Genomic DNA, 19,481 nt, shown 5'->3' on the forward strand with positions numbered 1-19,481 from the left:
GGTCAGTCCATCTCGTCATCGTCGAGATCGACCCAGTCGAGCGTGCGCGAGACGGCCTTCAGCCAGCGCGCGTATCCGCGCTGCCGCTGCTCCTCGCTCCAGGTCGGCTGCCAGTTCTTGTCCTCGTGCCAGTTCGCCACGAGTTCGTCGGTGTTCTTCCAGAACCCGACCGCGAGTCCGGCCGCGTAGGCCGCGCCGAGCGCGGTCGTCTCGGGCACGACCGGCCGCGAGACCGGGACGCCGAGGAAGTCGGCCTGGATCTGCATCGCGAGTTCGTTCGCGGTCACGCCGCCGTCCACCCGGAGCGTGTCCAGCTGCACGCCGGAGTCCTGCTGCATCGCCTCGACCACGTCGCGGGTCTGATAGCAGATCGATTCGAGGGTCGCCCGGGCGAGATGGGCATTGTTCGAGAACCGGGACAGGCCCACGATCACGCCGCGCGCGTCCGCCCGCCAGTAGGGGGCGAACAGGCCGGAGAAAGCGGGCACGAAGTACACGCCGCCGGTGTTCGGCACCTGGCGCGCCAGATTCTCGATCTGCGCTGCGCCGGAAATGATTCCGAGCTGATCGCGCAGCCACTGCACGGCCGAGCCGGTGACCGCGATGGACCCTTCGAGGGCGTAAACCGGCTTCTCGTCGCCGAATTGGTAGGCGACGGTCGTCAGTAGTCCGTGCTTCGAGTGCACAATCTCGGTACCGGTATTCAGCATCAGGAAATTCCCGGTGCCGTAGGTGTTCTTCGCCTCACCGGGCCGGAAGCAGACCTGCCCGACGGTCGCGGCCTGCTGATCGCCGAGGACACCGGCGATTTTCACCGCGCCCTTGAACGGACCGTCCGGATTCGTGGTGCCGAAGGTCTCAGGGTTCGCCGAGGGGGCGATCCGCGGCAGCATCGCGCGCGGCACCCCGAACACGGCGAGCAATTCCTCGTCCCAGTCCAGGGTTTCGAGATCCATCAGCATCGTGCGCGAGGCGTTCGTGGGATCGGTGACATGGACGCCGCCGTGCACGCCGCCGGTAAGATTCCAGATCAGCCAGGTGTCGGGGGTGCCGAAGAGCGCGTCGCCCTGTTCGGCGGCGGCCCGCACGCCCGGGACATTGTCGAGGATCCACTTCAGCTTGCCGCCGGAGAAGTACGGGGCCGGCGGTAGTCCGGCGCGGCCGCGAATCAGTTCCGTATGCCCGGCCTTCTCGATCTCGGCGATGATGCGATCGGTGCGGGTGTCCTGCCAGACGATGGCGTTGTAGTACGGCCGCCCGGTCTTGCGGTTCCACACGATCGTGGTCTCCCGCTGATTCGTGACGCCGACCGCGGCGAGGTCTTTCGCGGTGAGGTTCGCCCCGGCGAGGGCGCTCTTGATGACGGTGCGGGTGCGCTCCCAGATCTCGTCGGGATTGTGCTCCACCCAGCCGGCCTGCGGCAGGATCTGCTCGTGCTCGAGCTGGTGGCGGGCAACCACATTCCCACCGTGATCGAAAACCATGAAGCGGGTGCTGGTGGTGCCCTGATCAATGGCTCCGACGTACTGCGTCATCGTGGTCCTTCCCGGAAACTCGTCATTGAGTCACTACGCCCGACGTCCACGTTAGGAAGTGATCGTGATGTCGCCCAGGGTTGCCGTTCGACAATGCCGAACGGTTTGCTGATAGGTTTCCGATATGCCCGGACCGATCCAGTCGATCGAACGCGCCGCCGCCGTCCTGCGGCTGCTCGCGCGCGGCTCCGGGCGCATGGGCGTGGGCGAGATCGCCGCCGCGCTCGGACTGGCGAAACCGACCGTGCACGGCATATTGCGCACGCTGCAGGGCGTCGGGTTCGTGGATCAGGACCTGGCCAGCGGGAAGTATCAGCTCGGGTCGGCGCTGCGGGAATTGGGCGGCGGCATGCTGGATGCCAATGAGTTGCGGTCGCGTGCCATCAATCGCGCGGACGCGCTCGCGGCGCGCAGCGGCGAGTCGGTGCGGATCGCCGCGCTCGTGAACGGCGGGGTGTCCGTCGTGCACCACGTCTTCCGGCCGGACAACAGCGAACAGGCCCTCGAGGTCGGCGAGATGCTGCCGCCGCACGCGACCGCGCTCGGAAAAGTGTTGCTGGCCTACGATTCTCAGCTGTCGGCCGCGGTGCGGGAGGCGGAACTGCCCGCGCTCACCCATCGCACCCTCACCGATCGGGCGGCGCTCGGGCGGGTGCTCACCGAGGTCCGGCGCACCGGCTGGGCCGGGGATATCGGAGAGTTCCGGGCCGGGGAGGCGGGCATCGCGGCGCCGATTCGCGGGCGCGGCGGACTGGTGGTGGGCGCGATCGGGATCACCGGGCCGATCGATCACCTCTGCGACGGGCAACTTCGCTTCCGGCCGCCGCTCGTCGTCCAGGTGCGCGACGCCGCTGCCGCTGTCTCCCGTGATCTCGGTGGCGCACAATGACTTTCGCAGACGACAGGAGCGCGCGCGAATGACGCAACGGTATGTGCTGGCCATCGATCAGGGCACCACCTCCACCCGATGCATCCTGTTCGATCAGCGCGCGCGGCTGGCCGGGGTGGCGCAGCGCGAGCAACGGCAGTACTACCCGCGACCGGGCTGGGTGGAGCAGGACGCGCTGGAGATCTGGCGGAACGTGGAGCGCATCGTGCCTGCGGCACTGCGGGATTCGGGGATCACCGTCGATCAGGTGGCGGCGACCGGCATCGCGAATCAGCGTGAGACGACCGTCGTCTGGGACCGCAATACCGGGACGCCGATCGGGCGGGCCATCGTCTGGCAGGACGTGCGCACCGAGGAACTCGTCACCGAATTCCGGGAAAGGCCTGGGGCGGAACGTATTCGGGAACTCTGCGGCCTACCGCTGACCACCTACTTCGCCGCACCGCGCTTGCGTTGGCTGCTCGATTCGGTGCCCGGGCTGCGGGCGCGGGCCGAACGCGGCGAGGTGCTGTTCGGGACCATGGAGACCTGGCTGATCTGGAATCTCACCGGCGGGGCCGATCACGGCGTGCACGTCACCGATGTCACGAATGCCGGGCGCACGCTGCTGATGAATCTCGAAACCCTGGACTGGGACGCGGAACTGCTGCGCTTCTTCGATGTCCCGGCCGCCATGCTGCCGCGTATCGAACCGTCCACCGGGGACTTCGGGATAGCGCGCAAGGCGGTGCCGGGGGTGCGGATCGCGGCGGCGCTGGGGGATCAGCACGCGGCGCTGTTCGGTCAGACCTGTTTCGCGCCCGGCGAGACCGAATGCACTTACGGCACAGGCGGATTCCTGCTCATGAACACCGGGCGGGAGCTGGTGCGATCCAAGCACGGGCTGCTCACCACCATCGGATATCAGGTGGGTTCGGAGCCGGTGTACGCGCTCGAAGGGCCGATCGCGGTCACCGGGTCGCTGGTGCAGTGGCTGCGCGACAATATCGGGCTCATCGCGAGCGCGCCGGAGATCGAAACCCTCGCGGGCACAGTCGAAGACAATGGCGGATGCTATCTCGTGCCCGCCTTCTCCGGGCTGTACGCGCCGCACTGGCGCAGTGACGCGCGCGGTCTGCTGATCGGGCTCACGTCGTATATCACCAAGGGGCACATCGCCAGAGCGGTGCTGGAGGCCACCGCCTGGCAGACCCGGGACGTGGTCGAGGCCATGAACGCCGACTCCGGATTGCATGCCGAGGCGCTGCGCGTGGCGGGCGGTATGACGTCGGACAACCTGCTCATGCAGATCATCGCCGACGTGCTCGACATACCGGTCATGCGCCCGATAGTCGCCGAAACCGTTTCCCTCGGAGCGGCTTACGCGGCGGGACTCGCGGTCGGCTACTGGCCGGATCTCGAAGGTCTGCGGCACAACTGGCGAGTCGCCGCGCAGTGGACGCCGCGCATGGATCCGACACTGCGTGCCGAGGAGTACGACAATTGGCGCCGAGCCGTGGAGCTTACCTTCGGTTGGCTGCGGCCCAAGAAGTCCTTGACCTAACGTGGCAGGTATGCGGCTGCACGTGGGATGCGCAATGTGGACACACCCGGAATGGCAGGAAAAGCCGCTACCCCCGGCCGAGCGCCTGCGCGCCTACTCCTCCTGGTGCAATGCCGTCGAAGGCAACACCACCTTCTACGCGACTCCGCAGCGCCGCACCGTCGAGTCCTGGTCCCGCCAAACCGATCCCGACTTCCGCTTCGTCATGAAGCTGCCCCGCACCGTCACCCACGACCGCCGCCTGTCCGGCATCGACGACGACATGAACAGCTTCCTCGACGCGATCGCACCCCTCGGCCGCCGCCTGCACGCCCTCTGGATTCAGCTGCCGGCATCGTTCACCGACCTGCGCGCGCTGTCGAACCTGCTCGAGGGGCTGCCATCGCACTACCGGACGGCTGTCGAAGTCCGTCATCCCGCTTTCTTCGAAAACCCCAGAGCCATAGCCCAATTGGAAGCGCTGCTGGAACATACCGGCTCGGAATGGATCCCGTTCGACACCACCGTCCTCTTCGCGACGCCTCCCGTCAGCCCCGCCGAACAAGAGGCCTACGCGAAGAAACCGCGAGTCCCGCGCCGCGCGAAAGCCCTCACCGAATACCCGATCGTCCGCTACCACGGCCGCGACGACGCCGCGACCACCATCGCCGGCTGGCAGCCCTGGGTCCACACCGTCGCCGCCTGGCTCCGCGAGGGCCGCTCCCCGACCGTCTTCATCCACACCCCCGACAACGCCCAAGCCCGCACCCTCGCCCGCCGCTTCCACGACGAAGTCCGAGCCCTCGTCCCCGCCCTAGCTCCCCTCCCCCACCCGATCCCCACCGACCCACCCACCCTGTTCTGATAGTCGAGCGGCACACCATCGAGGGGATTTGCCCGATTCTAGCGCGCTGGTGTGCCACTCGACTGTTAGACCCCGACGCTGGGGAGTTCGCCGGGGGTGGCGCCGAACTGGAGGAAGTGGGTGGGGGGTACTTCGATGAAGAGGGCGTCGGCGGAGGCTATCGGGGTTTCGTTGTCGGTGATGGCGGCGTGGATGAAGAGTTTTCGGCCGGTTCGGGTGACTAGGTGGGAAGTGACTTGGAGTTCTCGGTGGAGGCGGGCGGGGGTGGAGTAGGTGACGTCTAGTTTCGCGGTTACGGCGGGGAGTTGGAGGGGGACGAGGACGGCGCCGGAGGCTTCGTCGAGGGCGGCGGCGAGGATGCCGCCGTGGGCTACGCCGGGGGCGCCCTGGTGGCGTAGATCCAGGGTGAAGGTTCCTTTTACCAGGTTGCCTTGGCGTTGGAAGGTGATTCGGGGGGAGGCGGGGTTCGCGGGGCCGCAGCCGAAGCAGCCGGGGTGGTGGGGCGGGAAGGGGCCCTCGGCGAAGCGGTCACCTAGGGGTAGGGGCTGCGGGGCGGGGGCGTCGGTCATTTACGGAAGTTAACGTGGGTTCGGGGTTGACGACAAGAGACTAGGCTTCGAGCCACTTCGCCTTAGGTCTCATATATTGGGAAAGCAGTTTCATATCTTGGAACCGCTCTGTTTCAATGATGCCCACGCAAGGAGCCAGAGAGCTGTTGGAGGACGTCATGAAGCGCACTGTAGGAACCATCGCCGCGGTTATCGGGGTGGCGGTCGGGACCGGTGGGTGTGGCGCCGAGAGTGGCGAGGCCGGGACTTCGGGCGTGAGCGTGCGGTCTGGGATTCCCGATACCGCTGCGCGATTCGAGGTCCGTAGTGCCGATATCGGTGCCGGGGAGGCGATTCCGCGGGGGTTCTGGGCGAATGCGTTCGGGTGCAGCGAGGCCGGGCGGGCGCCGCGGATCGAATGGTCGGGGGTTCCGGAGGGGGCGCGGAGTTTCGCGGTGACGATGTTCGATCGGGATGCGCCGACGGGGAGCGGGTTCTGGCATTGGCTGAACTGGGATATTCCGGTGCAGGCTAAGGAGTTCGGAGGCGGGGCGGTGGGTGTCGCGGGGACGAACGATGCCGGGGCGACCGGGTATCTGGGTCCTTGCCCGCCGGCCGGGGACAGGGCGCACGAGTACGTGATCACGGTCGTCGCGCTGGATACGGCGAGCCTGGAATTGCCGGCGAGTACGCCGCCCGCCGTGGCGACGTTCACGATGAACAGTCACGTGATCGGGTACGGGCAGTTGACGGCTCGTGCGCAGCGGTAGCGGGAGAGAGAGAAAGGCAGCGCCGCGTCGGGATCCGATGCGGCGCTGCGGCTTTCCGGGGTCAGTTCTTCGTAGCGGCCTTGCCCTTCGAGCTCTTGCCGGCGGCTTTCCCGTTCCCGTTCGTGTGCTCGGACTTCGAGCCCTTACCGGACTTCGGGACGGAGAGAATCGACTCCTCCTCTATCTTCGCGTCGGTCTTCTGCCCGCCGGTGTGATGGATCGCCTCGATCTCGAGACCGTTCTCGTCGGCGTCGATGCGGACCGTATCGCCCGGAGCGAGAGCCCCGTCGAGAATCTTCTTCGAGAGCGCATTATCGAGCTGCTTCTGCACGGTGCGCTTGAGCGGGCGCGCACCGAATTCCGGCTGGTAGCCGTTCTCGGCGAGCCAGTCCATCGCCTTGTCCGAGACGTCGAGTTCGATGTCCTGGGCGCGCAGGCGGCGGCGCGTCCCGTCGAGGACGAGGTTCACGATATTCCGGAGCTGCGCCTGGTCGAGACGATGGAAGATGATCTGCTCGTCGAGGCGGTTCAGGAATTCGGGCCGGAAGTGCTGGCGGAGACGCTCTTCCAGGAGGGGGGTGATCGAGTCGAGGTCGCCGTCCTTCGCGGAGAGTATTAGATCCGACCCGATATTGCTCGTGAGAATGACGATCGTGTTCTTGAAATCGACGGTGCGGCCCTTCGAATCGGTGACGCGACCGTCGTCGAGAAGCTGGAGCAGGACATTGAAGACGTCGGGGTGCGCCTTCTCGACCTCGTCGAAGAGGATGACGGAGTACGGCTGGCGGCGGACCTTGTCGGTCAGCTGGGCGGCGTCGTCGTAGCCGACGTATCCGGGCGGCGCGCCGACGAGGCGGGAGACCGTGTGCTTCTCCTGGAATTCGCTCATGTCGAAGCGGATGAGGCGATCCTCGTCGCCGAATACCTGCTCCGCGAGGGCTTTCGCGAGTTCGGTCTTGCCGACGCCGGTCGGGCCGAGGAAGAGGAAGGAGCCGATCGGACGGTTCGGGTCCTTCATGCCGGCCCGGGCGCGGCGGACCGCCTCGGAGACCGCGACGATCGCCTCCTCCTGGCCGATGACCCGCTTATGCAGTGCCTCTTCGAGTTTCAGCAGCTTCTGCCGTTCCTCGGTGGTGAGATCGGCGACCGGGATGCCGGTCTGGCGCGAGACGACCTCGGCGATATCGGTGACCTCGACGGTCGGGATGGAAGTTCGATCGAACTCGTCCTCCGTTTTCTGCTCGAGTTTCGCGATCTGCGCCTTGAGCTTGTTCGCCTTCTCGTAGTCCTCGCCCGCGACCGCGGCGTCCTTCTCCCGGTTCAGGCGGCGTAGCTCCTCGTCGAGTTCGCGCACCTTCGGATCCGGTGTGCGCGTGCGTAGTCGGACCCGCGCGCCCGCCTGGTCGACGAGATCGATCGCCTTGTCCGGCATGAAACGGTCGGTGAGGTAGCGGTCGGAGAGCTCGGCGGCGGCGATGAGCGCCTCGTCGAGATAGCGCACCTGATGGTGTTCCTCGTACACGTCGACGAGCCCGCGCAGGATCTCGATGGTGTCCGCGACCGACGGTTCGCTGACCAGGACCGGCTGGAAGCGGCGTTCGAGCGCCGCGTCCTTCTCGATGTACTTGCGGTATTCGTCGATCGTGGTCGCGCCGATCGCGTGCAGTTCGCCGCGGGCAAGCGCGGGCTTGAGCATATTCCCGGCGTCCATGGAGCCCTCGCCACCGCCGCCCGCGCCGACGATCGTGTGCAGTTCGTCGATGAAGATCACGAGTTCGTCGGAGTGCGCGCGGACTTCGTCGAGCACCTTCGTGAGCCGTTCCTCGAATTCGCCGCGGTACTTGGAACCCGCGACCATGGAACTCACGTCCAGGGCGACGACCCGGCGGTCGGCGAGCGTCGCGGGCACGTCGCCGTTCACGATCCGCTGCGCGAGACCCTCGACGATGGCGGTCTTTCCGACGCCCGGATCGCCGATGAGCACCGGATTGTTCTTGCGCCGCCGGGAGAGGATCTCGATCGTCTGCTCGATCTCCGCGGCCCGGCCGACGACGGGATCGACGCGGCCCGCCCGGGCTTCGGCGGTGAGGTCACGGCCGTACTCGTCCAGGGTCGGGGTCTCGCTCGGCGGTTTCGGCGCGTTCGGGGCATTACTCGCGGGCATCTTCGCGCCCGCCAAGGCCTGCGCCGCGGGGCTGTCGGTGGCGGCGATGCCGAGGAGGATGTGTTCCGGTCCGATGTAGCTGCTGCCCGCCTCGGCGGCGCTCCGCTGCGCATTCCGCAGGGCGAGCTTCGCGGCGGGGCTGAGCGCGAGGGCGTGATCGCCGCCGTGCGCGCCGACGCCGCTGCCGGCGGCCGCGCGCATGGTCTCGCGCAATTGCTTCGGGTCCCGGCCGATCTCGGCGATGATGCTCTTCGCCGGTTCGATGTCGGCGGCCGCGTAGAGCAGGTGCTCGGGGGTGATCTCAGCGCTCCCCCAGTCGTGCGCCGCCTGCCGCGCACCGTCCACCACCTGCTTCGAGCTTTCACTCAGCAAACGACTCAGATCGATCCGCTGTACCGGTGGCTGCCGGGACATCCCGGAGCTGAAGAAGCGATTGAAGATGTCGTCGAAGGAGTCGAACGATCCCATCGAACCTGGCCAACCCTGAGTCATGATCACCTCGTGGCATCGGGTGGCGCGTCGACCTCCTCGGTCGAAGAGTGTGCCGGCGCGTCAGCTAACGGATGGCGAACTCGACTCTCACAGTAGTAGCCTCACCGAGGACGGCAATACGCTGTGACGAGTTTGTGTTCGGACATCGGACCGACCGGACGGAGCCGGATGAGCGCCAGCCACGACGAACTCGACTCCCGGGCACAGGCGACAACCGCGCAGGTCGTGCGGTGGCGGCGGCATCTGCACCAGCACCCGGAACTGTCCAATCGCGAAGTGCATACCGCGGCCCTGATCGCGGATGAGCTGACCTCGCTCGGTCTCGACGAAGTGCGTAGGGGGGTTGCCGGGTACGGGGTGGTGGGCGTGCTGCGGGGCGGCCTGCCGGGCGATCGGGTGATCGCGCTGCGCGCCGATATCGACGCGCTGCCGGTGCCGGACCTGTGTGGCGTGCCGTTCGCCTCGCACGTGGTGGATCAGAACTATCCGGGCGGGCCGTTCCCGGTATCGCACGCCTGCGGGCACGACTGCCATACCGCGATGCTGCTGGGCGCGGCGACCGTGCTCGCCGGGATGCGCGAGAAGCTGCCGGGGACAGTGCTTTTCGTCTTCCAGCCCGCCGAGGAGGGACCGCCGGTCGGCGAAAAGGGCGGCGCGCGAGAGATGCTCGCCGAGGGGGCGCTGGACGACCCGGAGCCGACGATGGCGTTCGGCTTCCACGTCACGCCGTATCCGAAGGGGTACATCGGGTATCGGGTCGGCAATCAGTTCGGCGCGTCCTGCCTGATCAAGATCGGCATCACCGGGCAGCAGGTGCACGGGTCCACACCGTGGATGGGTATCGACCCGCTGCCCGCGGCGGGCGCGATCCTCACCGGTATCGGCCAGATCTACCGGCAGGTGAGCGCCTTCGATCCGGTGACGGTGAGCATCGGGCATGTCGAGGACGTCGGGCGGTTCAATATCATCGGGCAGAGCGTGACACTCTGGGGCACGATCCGCTGCTCGGTGGAAGCCGATATGGGCGAGGTGCAGCAGCGGGTGCGGACGCTCGCCGAAAATTCCGCGCAGGCCTACAACTGTTCGGCCACCGTGGAATTCCTGCAGGACGTGCCCGCGGTGCACAACGAGCAGGCGTGGATGGACGCCGCCCTGCCGACCTTCCGGCGGGTGGCCGGGGACGAGCGGGTGGTGCCGACCGGGGCGACGCTCGGGTACGACGATGTGTCCGAATTCGTGAACAAGTACGGCGGGCTGTACGTGACGCTCGGGGTGCAGGACGCGGAATTGAACGCCGAGGGCATGCCGGTGCCGGTCGCGGGCGGGCGCGGGCTGTTCATGAACCACAATCCGCACTTCTACGCCGATGACGACACCCTCGTCACCGGGGTGCGCTTGCACGCGCAGGTGGCCTACGACCACCTCACCGGGGTGATCGTCCCGAAATAGCCGGTGCGGCGGGAGGTGTCAGTTGCCGGCTCCCACCGGGGCGAACGGCGCGTAGTCGCGCACGTGACCGTCGGTCCAATCCCACAGCGACAGCGGGTCGACGGCGGCGCCGCGCTGCAGTACCAGGCGCCAGCCGCGCGACTGTTTCTCCCAGATGTCGCCGTCGCGATCCAGATAGAAGCCGGCGTGATCCGGTTCGACTCCGGTTTCACCGATTCCGCGCGGGAAATCCGATTGCTGGGACATGCCAACCGCCCTTCGCTCAGGTTGCTTCCACTCGGAAGTGTCGCGCACGGCTCTTCCGGTTGACTTCCGGCCGAGTTGTGCGACGATCGTCACTGCTTAGCCATGCGAATGGAATTCTGTAGCACGGGTTTTCGGACACCGGCGTGCCGGTCCGTAACTATTCGACAACTGTTTAGCAACCTTTTGGCATCTCGGGGTTTTTGCGAGATAGTGCTCTTCTTGTGGCGAACGTCCGGTTTGCTTTTGGGGCGTAGGAGGGCGCGGATGACCGGAGCGGAACTACGGGTGCTCGGCCCCCTGCTCCTGTCGGTCGGCGGGCGGGACGTGCCGCTCGGAACTCCCATGCAGCGATCCGTACTCGGCCGGCTCATCGTCGCCCGAGGTCAGGCGGTATCCACCGAGCGTCTCATCGACGATCTCTGGGAGGGCCGGCCGCCCGCGAAAGCCGCTTCGGTCCTGCAGGTGCATATTCACAATCTGCGACGGCTGTTCGAACCCGATCGCCCGCGCCGGGCGCCCGCCCGCTATATCGTGTCCGAATCGTCCGGATATGCCTTGAAAATGGCGGAGCACGCGGTCGATGCCTGGGCCTTCGAGGAGCGGCTGCGAAACTATCAGGAAATCGTCGGCAATCCGCGGGAAATTCCGGATCCGGCGGTCCGCAGCGGAATGCTGGAAAATGTGCTCGCGCAATGGCACGGGCCCGCACTGGAAGCTTTCGCGGACTCCGAATGGGCTGCGGCCGAGGCGAATCGGCTCACCGAACTGCATCTCACCGCCGTCGAACTCGACGCCCAGGCGAAGCTCGAACTGGGCCGCGCCGGGGAGGTGGCACTCGCGCTGCGGCCGTTGTTCGAGGCGCATCCGGGGCGGGAGGAGCTGGTGCGGCTGCTGGCGTCGGCGCAGTACCGGCTGGGCCAGCAGCTGGAGGCGCTCACCACGATCCGGCGGGCGCGGGAATTCCTGAGCGGGGAATACGGGATCGATCCGGGTATCGCGTTGCGGCAGTTGGAGATCGCGATACTGAACCAGGCCGTCGATCCCGAGCGGCCCGTCGGCAGCAGTCCAGTGGCGCAGGGGTATTCGGCCGGTGCCAACCCGGTGGCCGGTGCCGCGGCGGCGCACGCGAGCCTGGCGGGCGGGGTCGCGGTCTCGTATGACGTTGCCGCGCAATCATTCGACGTCGCGACGGCCCGGCCGGCGGGGATGTCCGGCTATGCGAGCGAGCTGTCCGAGCTGCTGCGGATCGCCGACGAGGTCGGCGGCGGGATTCGGGCCGAGCGCGGCGGACGCCTGCGGCTGGCCTGGATCACCGGCGAGACCGGGATCGGCAAGTCCACGCTGGCCGAGAGCGTGCTCGGCGCGCTCACCGCGACGGGCTGGACGACGGCCATGGGGAGCTGTCCCGAGATCGAGGGTGCGCCGGCGGCCTGGGCTTGGTCGGAGATCCTGAGCGACCTGGACGCGGCCACCGCCGCGGCCGAGGCGCCGAACGCCGACGATCCGTTCACGATGTCGCGCACCCTCGCCGAACGATGTAGGCGCGCGGCCGCTTCCGGGCCGGTGGTGTTGCTGCTCGAGGATGTGCAGCGCGCCGATACGGCGACCCTGCAGGTGCTGCGGCAGGTGGTGAGCTGGCTGCGCGACGAGGCCGTCCTGGTGCTGGCGACGCTGCGGCGCTCGGAAGCCGAGCCGCAGGTGCACACCACCGCCGCCGCCCTCGCCCCGCAGACCGCGGCCTGGCTGGAGCTGGGCGGGCTGGATCTGGCGGCGACGCGCGGCGCGCTGGCGGCGGCGGGGGTGGAGCCGGTGGGCGAGGAGCTGCTGGCGCAATTGCATCAGCGGGCGGGCGGGAATCCGCTGTTCGTCCGGGAGCTGGCGAAAATGGTTGCAGTGCAGGGGAATACCGATCAGGTGCCGGATTCGATCCGGGAGATCGTGAACACCCGGATCGGGCGGTTGCCGGCGGGCGTGGCCGAAGTGCTGCAACATATCTCGATCTGGGGGCAGGGGGTGGAGCTCGGGATCCTCAGCCTGGATATGGGCTCGAGCGAAGAGGAGCTGATCGACCTGCTCGCCGCCGCGGAGGACGCGGGCCTGGTCAGCACGCGCCGCAACGGCGGCATCACCTTCGAGCACAGCCTGCTGCGCGACACCGTCTACCTCGGCATACCCGCCCTGCGGCGCGGCCGGATGCATTGGGCCGCACTGGAACTGCTGGAAGCGAACGCGCACGCCTATCCCGCCGCGGCCCGGGATCCCGAGGTGCTGGCCCGGCACGCGCTGCTCGGCGCCAGTTCCGAAACCGCCGGGCACGCCATCGAATACGTGAACGACGCGGCGCGGCGCCGGATGCGCCGCCGCATGCGGCACGAGACGGTGCGCCTGGCCCGCGCCGCCGTCGAACTCCATCAGCTCGCCGGTCACGACGGCGAGCACGCCGACCGCGCCGACCGCCGCGCCCTGCTCGACGCCCGCTGCACCCTGGTCGCCGCCTACGCCTACGACAATCACCACCGCGAGGCCCGCGCCGAACGCCGGCGCGCCCTCGACCTCGCCGAACGCCTCGACGAACCGGCCCTGCGCGCCCAGGCCCTCACCTGCTGGCGCGCACCCGTCATCTGGCCGATCCGTGAATGGAAGCGCCCCGACAACCGAATACGCCAGGCCCTCTCGAGTGCGCTCGCCCGCTACGGGCTGCCGCGCAGCGCCCTCCCCACCGGTCCGGATCCCGTGGACCGCTTCCCGCAGCCCTACCGGACGGCTCGCCGCAACGGCTACCGGCCGGCCGACAGCGCCCGGGACCGGACCGGCCGCCATTCGGACGGGACCGGAATCGCCACGGGCCCTGCGGGATCCGATCCAGGACCCGGATGGGCCACGACCCTGGGGGCCGGAGAGCGCACGGCTCGGTCGGCACCGGACGTGATAGCGGACCGTACCGGCCGCACCGCTCGGCCGGTCTCGGATGCGACAGCGAGCCACCGGGACTTCGCGGCTCGGCCGGAGTCCGACGGCGTAGCGGGGCACTCGGACTCCGAAACTCGGGCGGCTGCGTCGCGGGGGCGAGGCGGGATAGCGGGGGCGAGCGGGTTCGCGGTCCTGTCCGAGCGGACGGCGACAGCCGGGTCGACGCGGACCTTGATCCGGCTGCTGATCGCGGCGACGTTCGAGACGGGGGTTTACGAGTACGAGCTGCGGCAGCGGCTGGCGCGGTCGGCGCTGGCGGTGGCGCGGAAATTGGGCGAAGCCGAAGAGATCTGTGCGGCGATCAATGCGGTGACGTATCTGGAATTCGATTGCGGGCCCGAGTTCTTGGCGCTGGCGGACGAGCTGGAAGGGCTGGCGACCGAGGCTGGGCTGGCCGAATACCGGGCGGTGGCGCACGATCTGGGGTATCGGGCGGCGGTGGCGCGAGCCGATCTGCGCGAGGCGGGGCGGCAGGCGGGACTGGCGGTGGAATTCGCGGACGAGGGGCAGTTGCAGGCGCTGCTGGATCGGGTGAGCTGTTTCGCGGCGACCACCGAGCTGCTGCGCGGGGATATCGATGCGGCGGAACGGCTCTACGCGCAGTACGGGGAGCGGATCACCAAGGCGCAGACCATGAACGACCGGGAATCGGAGCTGTTCTGCGCCATCGCGGTGGGGTGGGCGCGCGGGGATCTGGCGGAGCTGGCGGGGCCGATCGCCGAGACCTATCCGGTGCTGCCGAACGCGGTGACGCAGGCGTACGTGCTGGCGCTGCTGGACGCGGGCGAGCCGGAGCGGGCGCGCGCGGTGTTCGAGGCCTCCGATCCGATCGGGACCGGGCTCTATCCGGTCCTGGCCTCGGCGCTGCGGGCGCGGGCGGCGCTGGCGTTCGGGGACACGGCCGCGATCCGCGAGCTGTACCACTATCTTTCGCCGCACACCGGCGCCATCGCCGGGATCGAGACCGGGATGACGGCCTTCGGTCCGATGGACACTGTCCTCGCCGAACTGGCCGCGGCACTGGGGGACTGCGCGGCCGCCGAGAACCATCGCGCCCGCGCCCGCCAACTGCTGGAACGCATCCGCGCCGAACTGCCGCCGCGTGGCGCGCCGCTTCCGCACGCGGCCTGAGCGCCGGTTCCGGAAAGCCGCGGGCATTCGCGAATAGTTCCGGCCGATCCACACAAATCGACCATCCATCGGTACTCCGCCGGTTGTGAAATGGGCTGGTCCGATGGGGTGCGGGCGGTATTCCGGACAGAAAAACGGGCGCGGCCGACCGATGGTCGCCCGCGCCCGGAATTTCCGCCGCCCTCCGGGGAATGCGGTGGGTTATTTCTTGGCGCGCTGGTAGGCGTCCACGATCTCGGCCGGGATACGGCCGCGCGAGGAAACCTGGTGCCCCTGGGCCCGCGCCCATTCCCGGATCGCGGTGCTCTCCTCGCGGTCCACGGCCGGGCGGGTGCGCCCGCCCGCGATCACGCCCGCCTTGCGCTTGGTGGAGCGGCCGACCTTGCGCGCCTTCTCCGTCCAGGGCTCGAGGGACTCCCGCAGCTTGCCGGCGTTCTTGTTCGACAGGTCGATCTCGTACTCGTTCCCGTCGATCGAGAAAAAGACGGTTTCGTCGGCCTTCGATTCGCCGTCGTAGTCGTCAACCAGAGTTACGGTGACTTTCTTCGCCATGGACTGCCCTTCCACGTAGAGGTGCCGCTATTCGCCGAAATGCTAATGCCGCGGCAGTGAGGTTTCAAACCAGGCGCGATTGGAATTCCGGGAGATCAGGCAATTCTGCTATTACCGGAGAGACCAGACGGTCTTCAGCGCACTCGGAATGCGGTCAACCGCCACCCGGAACGACCGCGGACAATGCGGGCGGCCAGTGCGAAATGCCGACTTCCGCGATCGTATCCGGCGAAAACTTCGGCGGTGCGGGGGTCCGACATGATCACATTCACGCTGCTGAGGGCCGCGGACCCGAGCTCGCGGCCGGGAACCGCATCCGCCGTGCACAGCGTGTGAATCGCCGCCAAGACCGAGCGGTCGGCGAGGGCGGTCAACTGCATCACCGAACGCCGCCCGTCCAGGGTCTCCAAAGCCGCCCGCAGTGCCGCCCCCGCGAATTTCCTTGCCCGCGAATCCCCTTCACCGGCCGCCGCCTCTTCGCCATCCTGCGAAGGCCGGAATACGCACCGCCCCACGGCCTGCGGCGGCAAAGCCTTTCGCACCGCGGGATTCCGCGCCGCCCGCGATTGCGGCCCTGGCCGGGAACGCGACGGCAACGACCGGCACCGCCCCGGCCGCGACTCCGACTCTGGAGCGGTGATCAGCGGGCGAATTTCGAAGGTCACGATGCCAGCGTGGCAGCCGGCGGCGCCGGTCCGCACGCGCGGAGCAGCCTCGCGCGACCCCGCCCGGCGCGTCGCTGGATTGCCGGACTTCGTCCTCCCCGTGGGCGGGGCCGGAACACGGTTCAGCGCAGCAGCGCGAGGCGGCCCAGGAGGTCGGTCGGGATGTACAGCAGGGCGCTGGTGGTCCAGAGCTGGCCGGATTGCGGGTCGTAGGTGCTGGGCATGGTGACGCCCTCGGGCGCGAAGGCGGTGAAGCCGCGCTTCGCGGTGGTGGCGGTGGCGCGCCACAGGTGGTCCCGGAACGCCACCACGGCGACCCGGTCGGTGGCGGCAGCGCCGCCGCGGAGTTCGGCGACCTTCGCGGCCACGCCGTCGGTGGACAGGTAGATCAGTTTGCCGTCGGCATCGCGGACGGGATCGATGGCGACCACGTCGGTCAGGCCGTAGCGGGTGCGCAGCACCTGGGCGATCTCGGTCTGCGCGTAGACCGGGGTGTTGCGGTCGCCGCGCGCGGCCATGACGGCGGCGGCCAGTTCCTCGTTCACGGGGCCGGGTTCGCCGATGGTGCGATCCGGGTCCGCGCCGGCCGGCATCCGATTGCCGAAGGAGTAGGCCAGGATGAGCGTGGCGCTGCTCGCGGGGGCGGTCGGCACCTCACTGGAGCCGGTGGCGGCGGAAACCGATGCGCCGGAACCGCTTCCGGCCGCGCCGCCGCCCGAGCCGGGTGCGGCGACGGCGGCGGGCAGCGGGGCGAGGACGGTGGCGGCCGCGGCCGCCACGAACACCTTGTGGGAGAACCTCATGCGGTGATTCTCACCCGGCGGCATTTCAAACAGACTGAAGGGTCCTGTCCTTCGAGACGGGCCGCAGCGTCTTGCCGAGATCGGTGCGGAAGGTGGTGAGCGAATCCAGCAGGTAGTTCTGCCGCACCGTCCACGGATGCTTGTCACCCTGACGCGGGAACGCGTCGATCGAGCGCTGGATGTAACCGGACGCCAGATCCAGCAGCGGGCGCTGGTTCAGCCCCGCCTGCGGATGCGGGACCACGGCGGTGTAACCCTTGCGGTCCATGAAGCCGAGGATCTTGCACACCAGGCGCGAGGTGATGTCGGCGCGCAAAGTCCAGGAGGCGTTCGTGTAGCCGATGCAGACCGCGAAATTCGGCACACCGCTGATCATGGTGCCCTGCCAGACGAATTCGTCGGACAACCGCACCGGCGCACCGTCCACGCGCAGCTGCACGCCGCCGAAGGCGAGCAGTTGCAGACCGGTCGCGGTGACCACCACATCGGCCTCGATCACCCGCCCGGACTTCAGCCGGATGCCTTCCGGCACAAAGGTTTCGATGTGATCGGTGATGACCTCGGCCTTGCCCTTGCGCATGGCCTTGAAGAAGTCGGCGTCCGGCACCGCGCACAGCCGCTGATCCCACGGGTTGTACTCGGGCGTGAAGTGCTCGGCCACCAGATCGCGATCCTTGAGAATGCGCGTGGTGAGCCCGGTGAGCAGTTTGCGCGCCGCCTCGGGCCGCCGCCGGCAGTACTGGTAGAAGCCGATATTGAACAGGATGTTCTTGGTGCGGATGACCCGGTGCGCCAGGTCCGGCGGCAGCAGTTCGCGGATCTTGTCGGCCTGCTTGTCGCGCCCCGGCACGGCGGAGATCCAGGTGGGGCTGCGCTGCAGCATGGTGACCAGTTCGGCCTGTTCGGCCATGGCCGGGACCAGGGTGACCGCGGTCGCGCCGCTGCCGATCACCACCACCTTCTTGCCCACGTAATCCAGGTCCTCGGGCCAGAACTGGGGATGCACGACCGTTCCGGCGAAGTCCTCGATGCCCGGGAAGACCGGTTCGTGGCCGCGGTCGTAGTCGTAGTAGCCCGCGCAGGAGTACAGGAAGTTGCAGGTGAGCGTGCGGTTCTCGGTGCCGTCGGCGGTGCGCTGCGCGATGGTCAGCGTCCAGTGCGAGGCGGCGCTGTCCCATTCGGCGGCAATGACTTTCGCGCCGTAGCGGATATGCCGGTCGATACCGTTCTCGGCCGCGGTCTCGGTGATGTAGCGCAGGATGGACGGCCCGTCCGCGATGGACTTGGCGTCGCGCCAGGGCTTGAACGGGTAGCCGAGGGTGAACATGTCCGAGTCCGAGCGGATGCCCGGATAGCGGAACAGGTCCCAGGTGCCGCCGAGGCTGTCGCGCGCCTCGAGCACGGCGTAGCTGCGCCCCGGGTGCTCGGACTGCAGGCGGTAGGCCGCGCCGATGCCGGACAGGCCGGCTCCGACGATCACGACATCGAGGTGTTCGGCGAGGGTGTCCACAGCGCTCATGCCTACCAGTCTGTTGGCGGTTGCACCCACTTTCTTGACTCTGCGCGACAAGTATTTGATTCTGGACGACATGTCGGTGATCAGATCCGCGGGCCTGCGCGGCTTCCGCGCCACCGTGGCCGAACTGGGCGGCGATGCGGAGGAGTTCGCCGTGCTCTGCGGGCTGCCCGTCGAAGCCCTGGACACCGACGAACTGCTGGTGTCCGATCACGCCGTCGCCGCCGCCATGGAACTGGCCGCGCATCGCCTGGACTGCCCGGATCTGGGCCTGCGCATGTCGCGGCGGCAGGACTTGGAGATGCTCGGGCCGCTGGCGCTGGCCATCCGGAACTCCCCTACCCTGGCCGACGTCCTGGAGTGCACCTCGCGTTATCTCTTCGTGCACGCGCGTTCGCTGAGTCTGACCATGGCGGCCGATCCGTACGGCGATCGCGGGGTGGTCGCGCTGCGGTACGGCGTGACCACCCCGGGCGCGCCGACCCCGGTACAGGGCACCGATGTGGGACTCGCGTTCGTGCACCACGCGATTCAGCGCCTCACCGAGGAGCGCTACGGACTGCGCTCGGTGGAACTGCCCTATCGTCCGATCGCCCCGCTGCGGGTGTACGAGGAATTCTTCGGCGCGCCAGTGCGAATCGAATGCCAGGCCGCGCTGCTGCGGGTGCCCGCCGCGCTGGCCAATCGTCCGCTTTCCGGCGGTGACGAGAATCTGCACCGGCTCGCCATGGCGTTCCTGGCGCAGCAGGCCGGGGGCGCGGCGACCGCGCTCGCGCCCAAGGTGCGGATCGCGCTACAGAAGCTGCTGGGCACCGCCGCACCCGAAATCGGCGCCGTGGCACGGCTTCTGACCATTCATCCGCGCACCCTGCAACGCCGGCTGACGGCCGAGGGGACGTCCTTCGCCACGCTGCTGGACGAGGTGCGGCGCAGCGAGGCCCGGCGCTATCTGACCACCACGGATATGCCGATGAGCCAGGTCGCTTCGCTGGTCGGGCTTTCGGAACAATCGACTTTCACTCGCTGCTGCCAACGCTGGTGGGGCACAACGCCGACCGCGATCCGCCGCGGCGGGGCGGGTCCGAACTGACCTATTCGCAACAAGTTTGCGGCCAGTCGCGTGTCGATCATGGTCAGTGGGCGCCCGGCCGCGCAGGATGGGACGGGTGATAGCCGAATGCCCTTCCTGCGCTTGGCCCTCCCCCACGGCTGTGTCCTCCCACCGCTCGGTGCAATACCTGCGCTGCGTCTGCGGGCAATGGCTGATCAGCGTGCACGGGAAGGTGGTCGGCGCGGCCGGCGGCACCACCTTCAGCAAGACCGATCCGCTGGACGCGATCGTGGGAGCCGGGGACAGATAGGCC

16 protein-coding genes are annotated in these 19,481 nt (G+C 68.3%); 8 read left to right on the forward strand and 8 right to left on the reverse strand.

The window, feature by feature from the left end:
* Positions 1 to 2 precede the first annotated feature (2 nt).
* Positions 3 to 1,535, reverse strand: a complete 1,533-nt coding sequence (gene glpK / locus NY1_RS19950) for a glycerol kinase GlpK (RefSeq protein ID WP_067715329.1) — start codon at positions 1,533 to 1,535, stop codon at positions 3 to 5.
* A gap of 124 nt (positions 1,536 to 1,659) precedes the next feature.
* Here glpK (NY1_RS19950) and NY1_RS19955 point away from each other — a divergent pair, with 124 nt between their 5' ends.
* The 3 genes from NY1_RS19955 to NY1_RS19965 are packed head-to-tail and all read left to right on the forward strand — an operon-like array spanning position 1,660 to position 4,811.
* A complete protein-coding gene (locus tag NY1_RS19955; RefSeq protein WP_067715331.1) occupies positions 1,660 to 2,424 on the forward strand; it encodes an IclR family transcriptional regulator in 765 nt (254 codons plus the stop codon).
* A gap of 28 nt (positions 2,425 to 2,452) precedes the next feature.
* Entirely contained in the window at positions 2,453 to 3,967 is a 1,515-nt protein-coding gene (gene glpK / locus NY1_RS19960; protein ID WP_067715334.1) for a glycerol kinase GlpK, read from the forward strand.
* 10 nt (positions 3,968 to 3,977) lie between these two features.
* Positions 3,978 to 4,811, forward strand: a complete 834-nt coding sequence (locus NY1_RS19965; protein ID WP_084535130.1) for a DUF72 domain-containing protein — start codon at positions 3,978 to 3,980, stop codon at positions 4,809 to 4,811.
* A gap of 65 nt (positions 4,812 to 4,876) precedes the next feature.
* Here the strand turns inward: NY1_RS19965 and NY1_RS19970 are convergent, their stop codons facing one another.
* Entirely contained in the window at positions 4,877 to 5,380 is a 504-nt protein-coding gene (locus NY1_RS19970) for a PaaI family thioesterase (RefSeq protein ID WP_067715345.1), read from the reverse strand.
* A gap of 158 nt (positions 5,381 to 5,538) precedes the next feature.
* On the opposite strand from NY1_RS19970, the gene NY1_RS19975 reads away from it, so the two are divergent.
* Complete coding sequence (locus tag NY1_RS19975) at positions 5,539 to 6,129, forward strand: YbhB/YbcL family Raf kinase inhibitor-like protein (protein ID WP_084535148.1); 591 nt, start codon at positions 5,539 to 5,541, stop codon at positions 6,127 to 6,129.
* Positions 6,130 to 6,190: 61 nt separating this feature from the next.
* On the opposite strand, the gene NY1_RS19980 is transcribed toward NY1_RS19975, so the two are convergent.
* Positions 6,191 to 8,785: an ATP-dependent Clp protease ATP-binding subunit gene (locus NY1_RS19980; protein WP_084535149.1), complete on the reverse strand. Its 2,595-nt coding sequence runs from the start codon at positions 8,783 to 8,785 to the stop codon at positions 6,191 to 6,193.
* A 168-nt stretch (positions 8,786 to 8,953) separates the two neighbouring features.
* Here NY1_RS19980 and NY1_RS19985 point away from each other — a divergent pair, with 168 nt between their 5' ends.
* Positions 8,954 to 10,234 carry a M20 metallopeptidase family protein gene (locus NY1_RS19985; RefSeq protein WP_067715348.1) on the forward strand — a complete coding sequence of 427 codons (1,281 nt, stop codon included), beginning with the start codon at positions 8,954 to 8,956 and terminating at the stop codon, positions 10,232 to 10,234.
* An 18-nt stretch (positions 10,235 to 10,252) separates the two neighbouring features.
* Here the strand turns inward: NY1_RS19985 and NY1_RS19990 are convergent, their stop codons facing one another.
* Positions 10,253 to 10,480, reverse strand: coding sequence for a hypothetical protein (locus NY1_RS19990; RefSeq protein WP_067715350.1), 228 nt, complete (start codon positions 10,478 to 10,480; stop codon positions 10,253 to 10,255).
* A gap of 264 nt (positions 10,481 to 10,744) precedes the next feature.
* Here NY1_RS19990 and NY1_RS19995 point away from each other — a divergent pair, with 264 nt between their 5' ends.
* A complete protein-coding gene (locus NY1_RS19995; RefSeq protein WP_067715353.1) occupies positions 10,745 to 14,581 on the forward strand; it encodes an ATP-binding protein in 3,837 nt (1,278 codons plus the stop codon).
* 201 nt (positions 14,582 to 14,782) lie between these two features.
* Here NY1_RS19995 and NY1_RS20000 read toward each other — a convergent pair whose 3' ends face one another.
* The 4 genes from NY1_RS20000 to NY1_RS20015 form a co-directional block, all read right to left on the reverse strand.
* Complete coding sequence (locus NY1_RS20000; RefSeq protein ID WP_067715356.1) at positions 14,783 to 15,133, reverse strand: histone-like nucleoid-structuring protein Lsr2; 351 nt, start codon at positions 15,131 to 15,133, stop codon at positions 14,783 to 14,785.
* Between the two features lie 134 nt (positions 15,134 to 15,267).
* A complete protein-coding gene (locus tag NY1_RS20005) occupies positions 15,268 to 15,675 on the reverse strand; it encodes an Rv3235 family protein (protein WP_157762373.1) in 408 nt (135 codons plus the stop codon).
* Positions 15,676 to 15,920: 245 nt separating this feature from the next.
* Positions 15,921 to 16,601, reverse strand: a complete 681-nt coding sequence (locus NY1_RS20010; RefSeq protein WP_157762376.1) for a hypothetical protein — start codon at positions 16,599 to 16,601, stop codon at positions 15,921 to 15,923.
* 25 nt (positions 16,602 to 16,626) lie between these two features.
* On the reverse strand, positions 16,627 to 18,120 hold the full coding sequence (locus NY1_RS20015; protein WP_067715363.1) for a flavin-containing monooxygenase: 1,494 nt from the start codon (positions 18,118 to 18,120) through the stop codon (positions 16,627 to 16,629).
* A 70-nt stretch (positions 18,121 to 18,190) separates the two neighbouring features.
* Here NY1_RS20015 and NY1_RS20020 point away from each other — a divergent pair, with 70 nt between their 5' ends.
* On the forward strand, positions 18,191 to 19,207 hold the full coding sequence (locus NY1_RS20020; RefSeq protein WP_067715650.1) for an AraC family transcriptional regulator: 1,017 nt from the start codon (positions 18,191 to 18,193) through the stop codon (positions 19,205 to 19,207).
* 121 nt (positions 19,208 to 19,328) lie between these two features.
* Entirely contained in the window at positions 19,329 to 19,478 is a 150-nt protein-coding gene (locus NY1_RS20025; RefSeq protein WP_233036054.1) for a hypothetical protein, read from the forward strand.
* Positions 19,479 to 19,481 lie beyond the last annotated feature (3 nt).

Origin of the sequence: Nocardia yamanashiensis NBRC 100130 (assembly GCF_001613325.1) — a bacterium.
Lineage (GTDB): Bacteria > Actinomycetota > Actinomycetes > Mycobacteriales > Mycobacteriaceae > Nocardia > Nocardia yamanashiensis.

What these genes read in the sequence shown, in the direction of transcription:
- glpK (WP_067715329.1), bottom strand. Translation starts at nt 1,535, where the DNA reads ATGACGCAGTACGTCGGAGCCATTGATCAGGGCACCACCAGCACCCGC.
- NY1_RS19955 (WP_067715331.1), top strand. Translation starts at nt 1,660, where the DNA reads ATGCCCGGACCGATCCAGTCGATCGAACGCGCCGCCGCCGTCCTGCGG.
- glpK (WP_067715334.1), top strand. Translation starts at nt 2,453, where the DNA reads ATGACGCAACGGTATGTGCTGGCCATCGATCAGGGCACCACCTCCACC.
- NY1_RS19965 (WP_084535130.1), top strand. Translation starts at nt 3,978, where the DNA reads ATGCGGCTGCACGTGGGATGCGCAATGTGGACACACCCGGAATGGCAG.
- NY1_RS19970 (WP_067715345.1), bottom strand. Translation starts at nt 5,380, where the DNA reads ATGACCGACGCCCCCGCCCCGCAGCCCCTACCCCTAGGTGACCGCTTC.
- NY1_RS19975 (WP_084535148.1), top strand. Translation starts at nt 5,539, where the DNA reads ATGAAGCGCACTGTAGGAACCATCGCCGCGGTTATCGGGGTGGCGGTC.
- NY1_RS19980 (WP_084535149.1), bottom strand. Translation starts at nt 8,785, where the DNA reads ATGACTCAGGGTTGGCCAGGTTCGATGGGATCGTTCGACTCCTTCGAC.
- NY1_RS19985 (WP_067715348.1), top strand. Translation starts at nt 8,954, where the DNA reads ATGAGCGCCAGCCACGACGAACTCGACTCCCGGGCACAGGCGACAACC.
- NY1_RS19990 (WP_067715350.1), bottom strand. Translation starts at nt 10,480, where the DNA reads ATGTCCCAGCAATCGGATTTCCCGCGCGGAATCGGTGAAACCGGAGTC.
- NY1_RS19995 (WP_067715353.1), top strand. Translation starts at nt 10,745, where the DNA reads ATGACCGGAGCGGAACTACGGGTGCTCGGCCCCCTGCTCCTGTCGGTC.
- NY1_RS20000 (WP_067715356.1), bottom strand. Translation starts at nt 15,133, where the DNA reads ATGGCGAAGAAAGTCACCGTAACTCTGGTTGACGACTACGACGGCGAA.
- NY1_RS20010 (WP_157762376.1), bottom strand. Translation starts at nt 16,601, where the DNA reads ATGAGGTTCTCCCACAAGGTGTTCGTGGCGGCCGCGGCCGCCACCGTC.
- NY1_RS20015 (WP_067715363.1), bottom strand. Translation starts at nt 18,120, where the DNA reads ATGAGCGCTGTGGACACCCTCGCCGAACACCTCGATGTCGTGATCGTC.
- NY1_RS20020 (WP_067715650.1), top strand. Translation starts at nt 18,191, where the DNA reads ATGTCGGTGATCAGATCCGCGGGCCTGCGCGGCTTCCGCGCCACCGTG.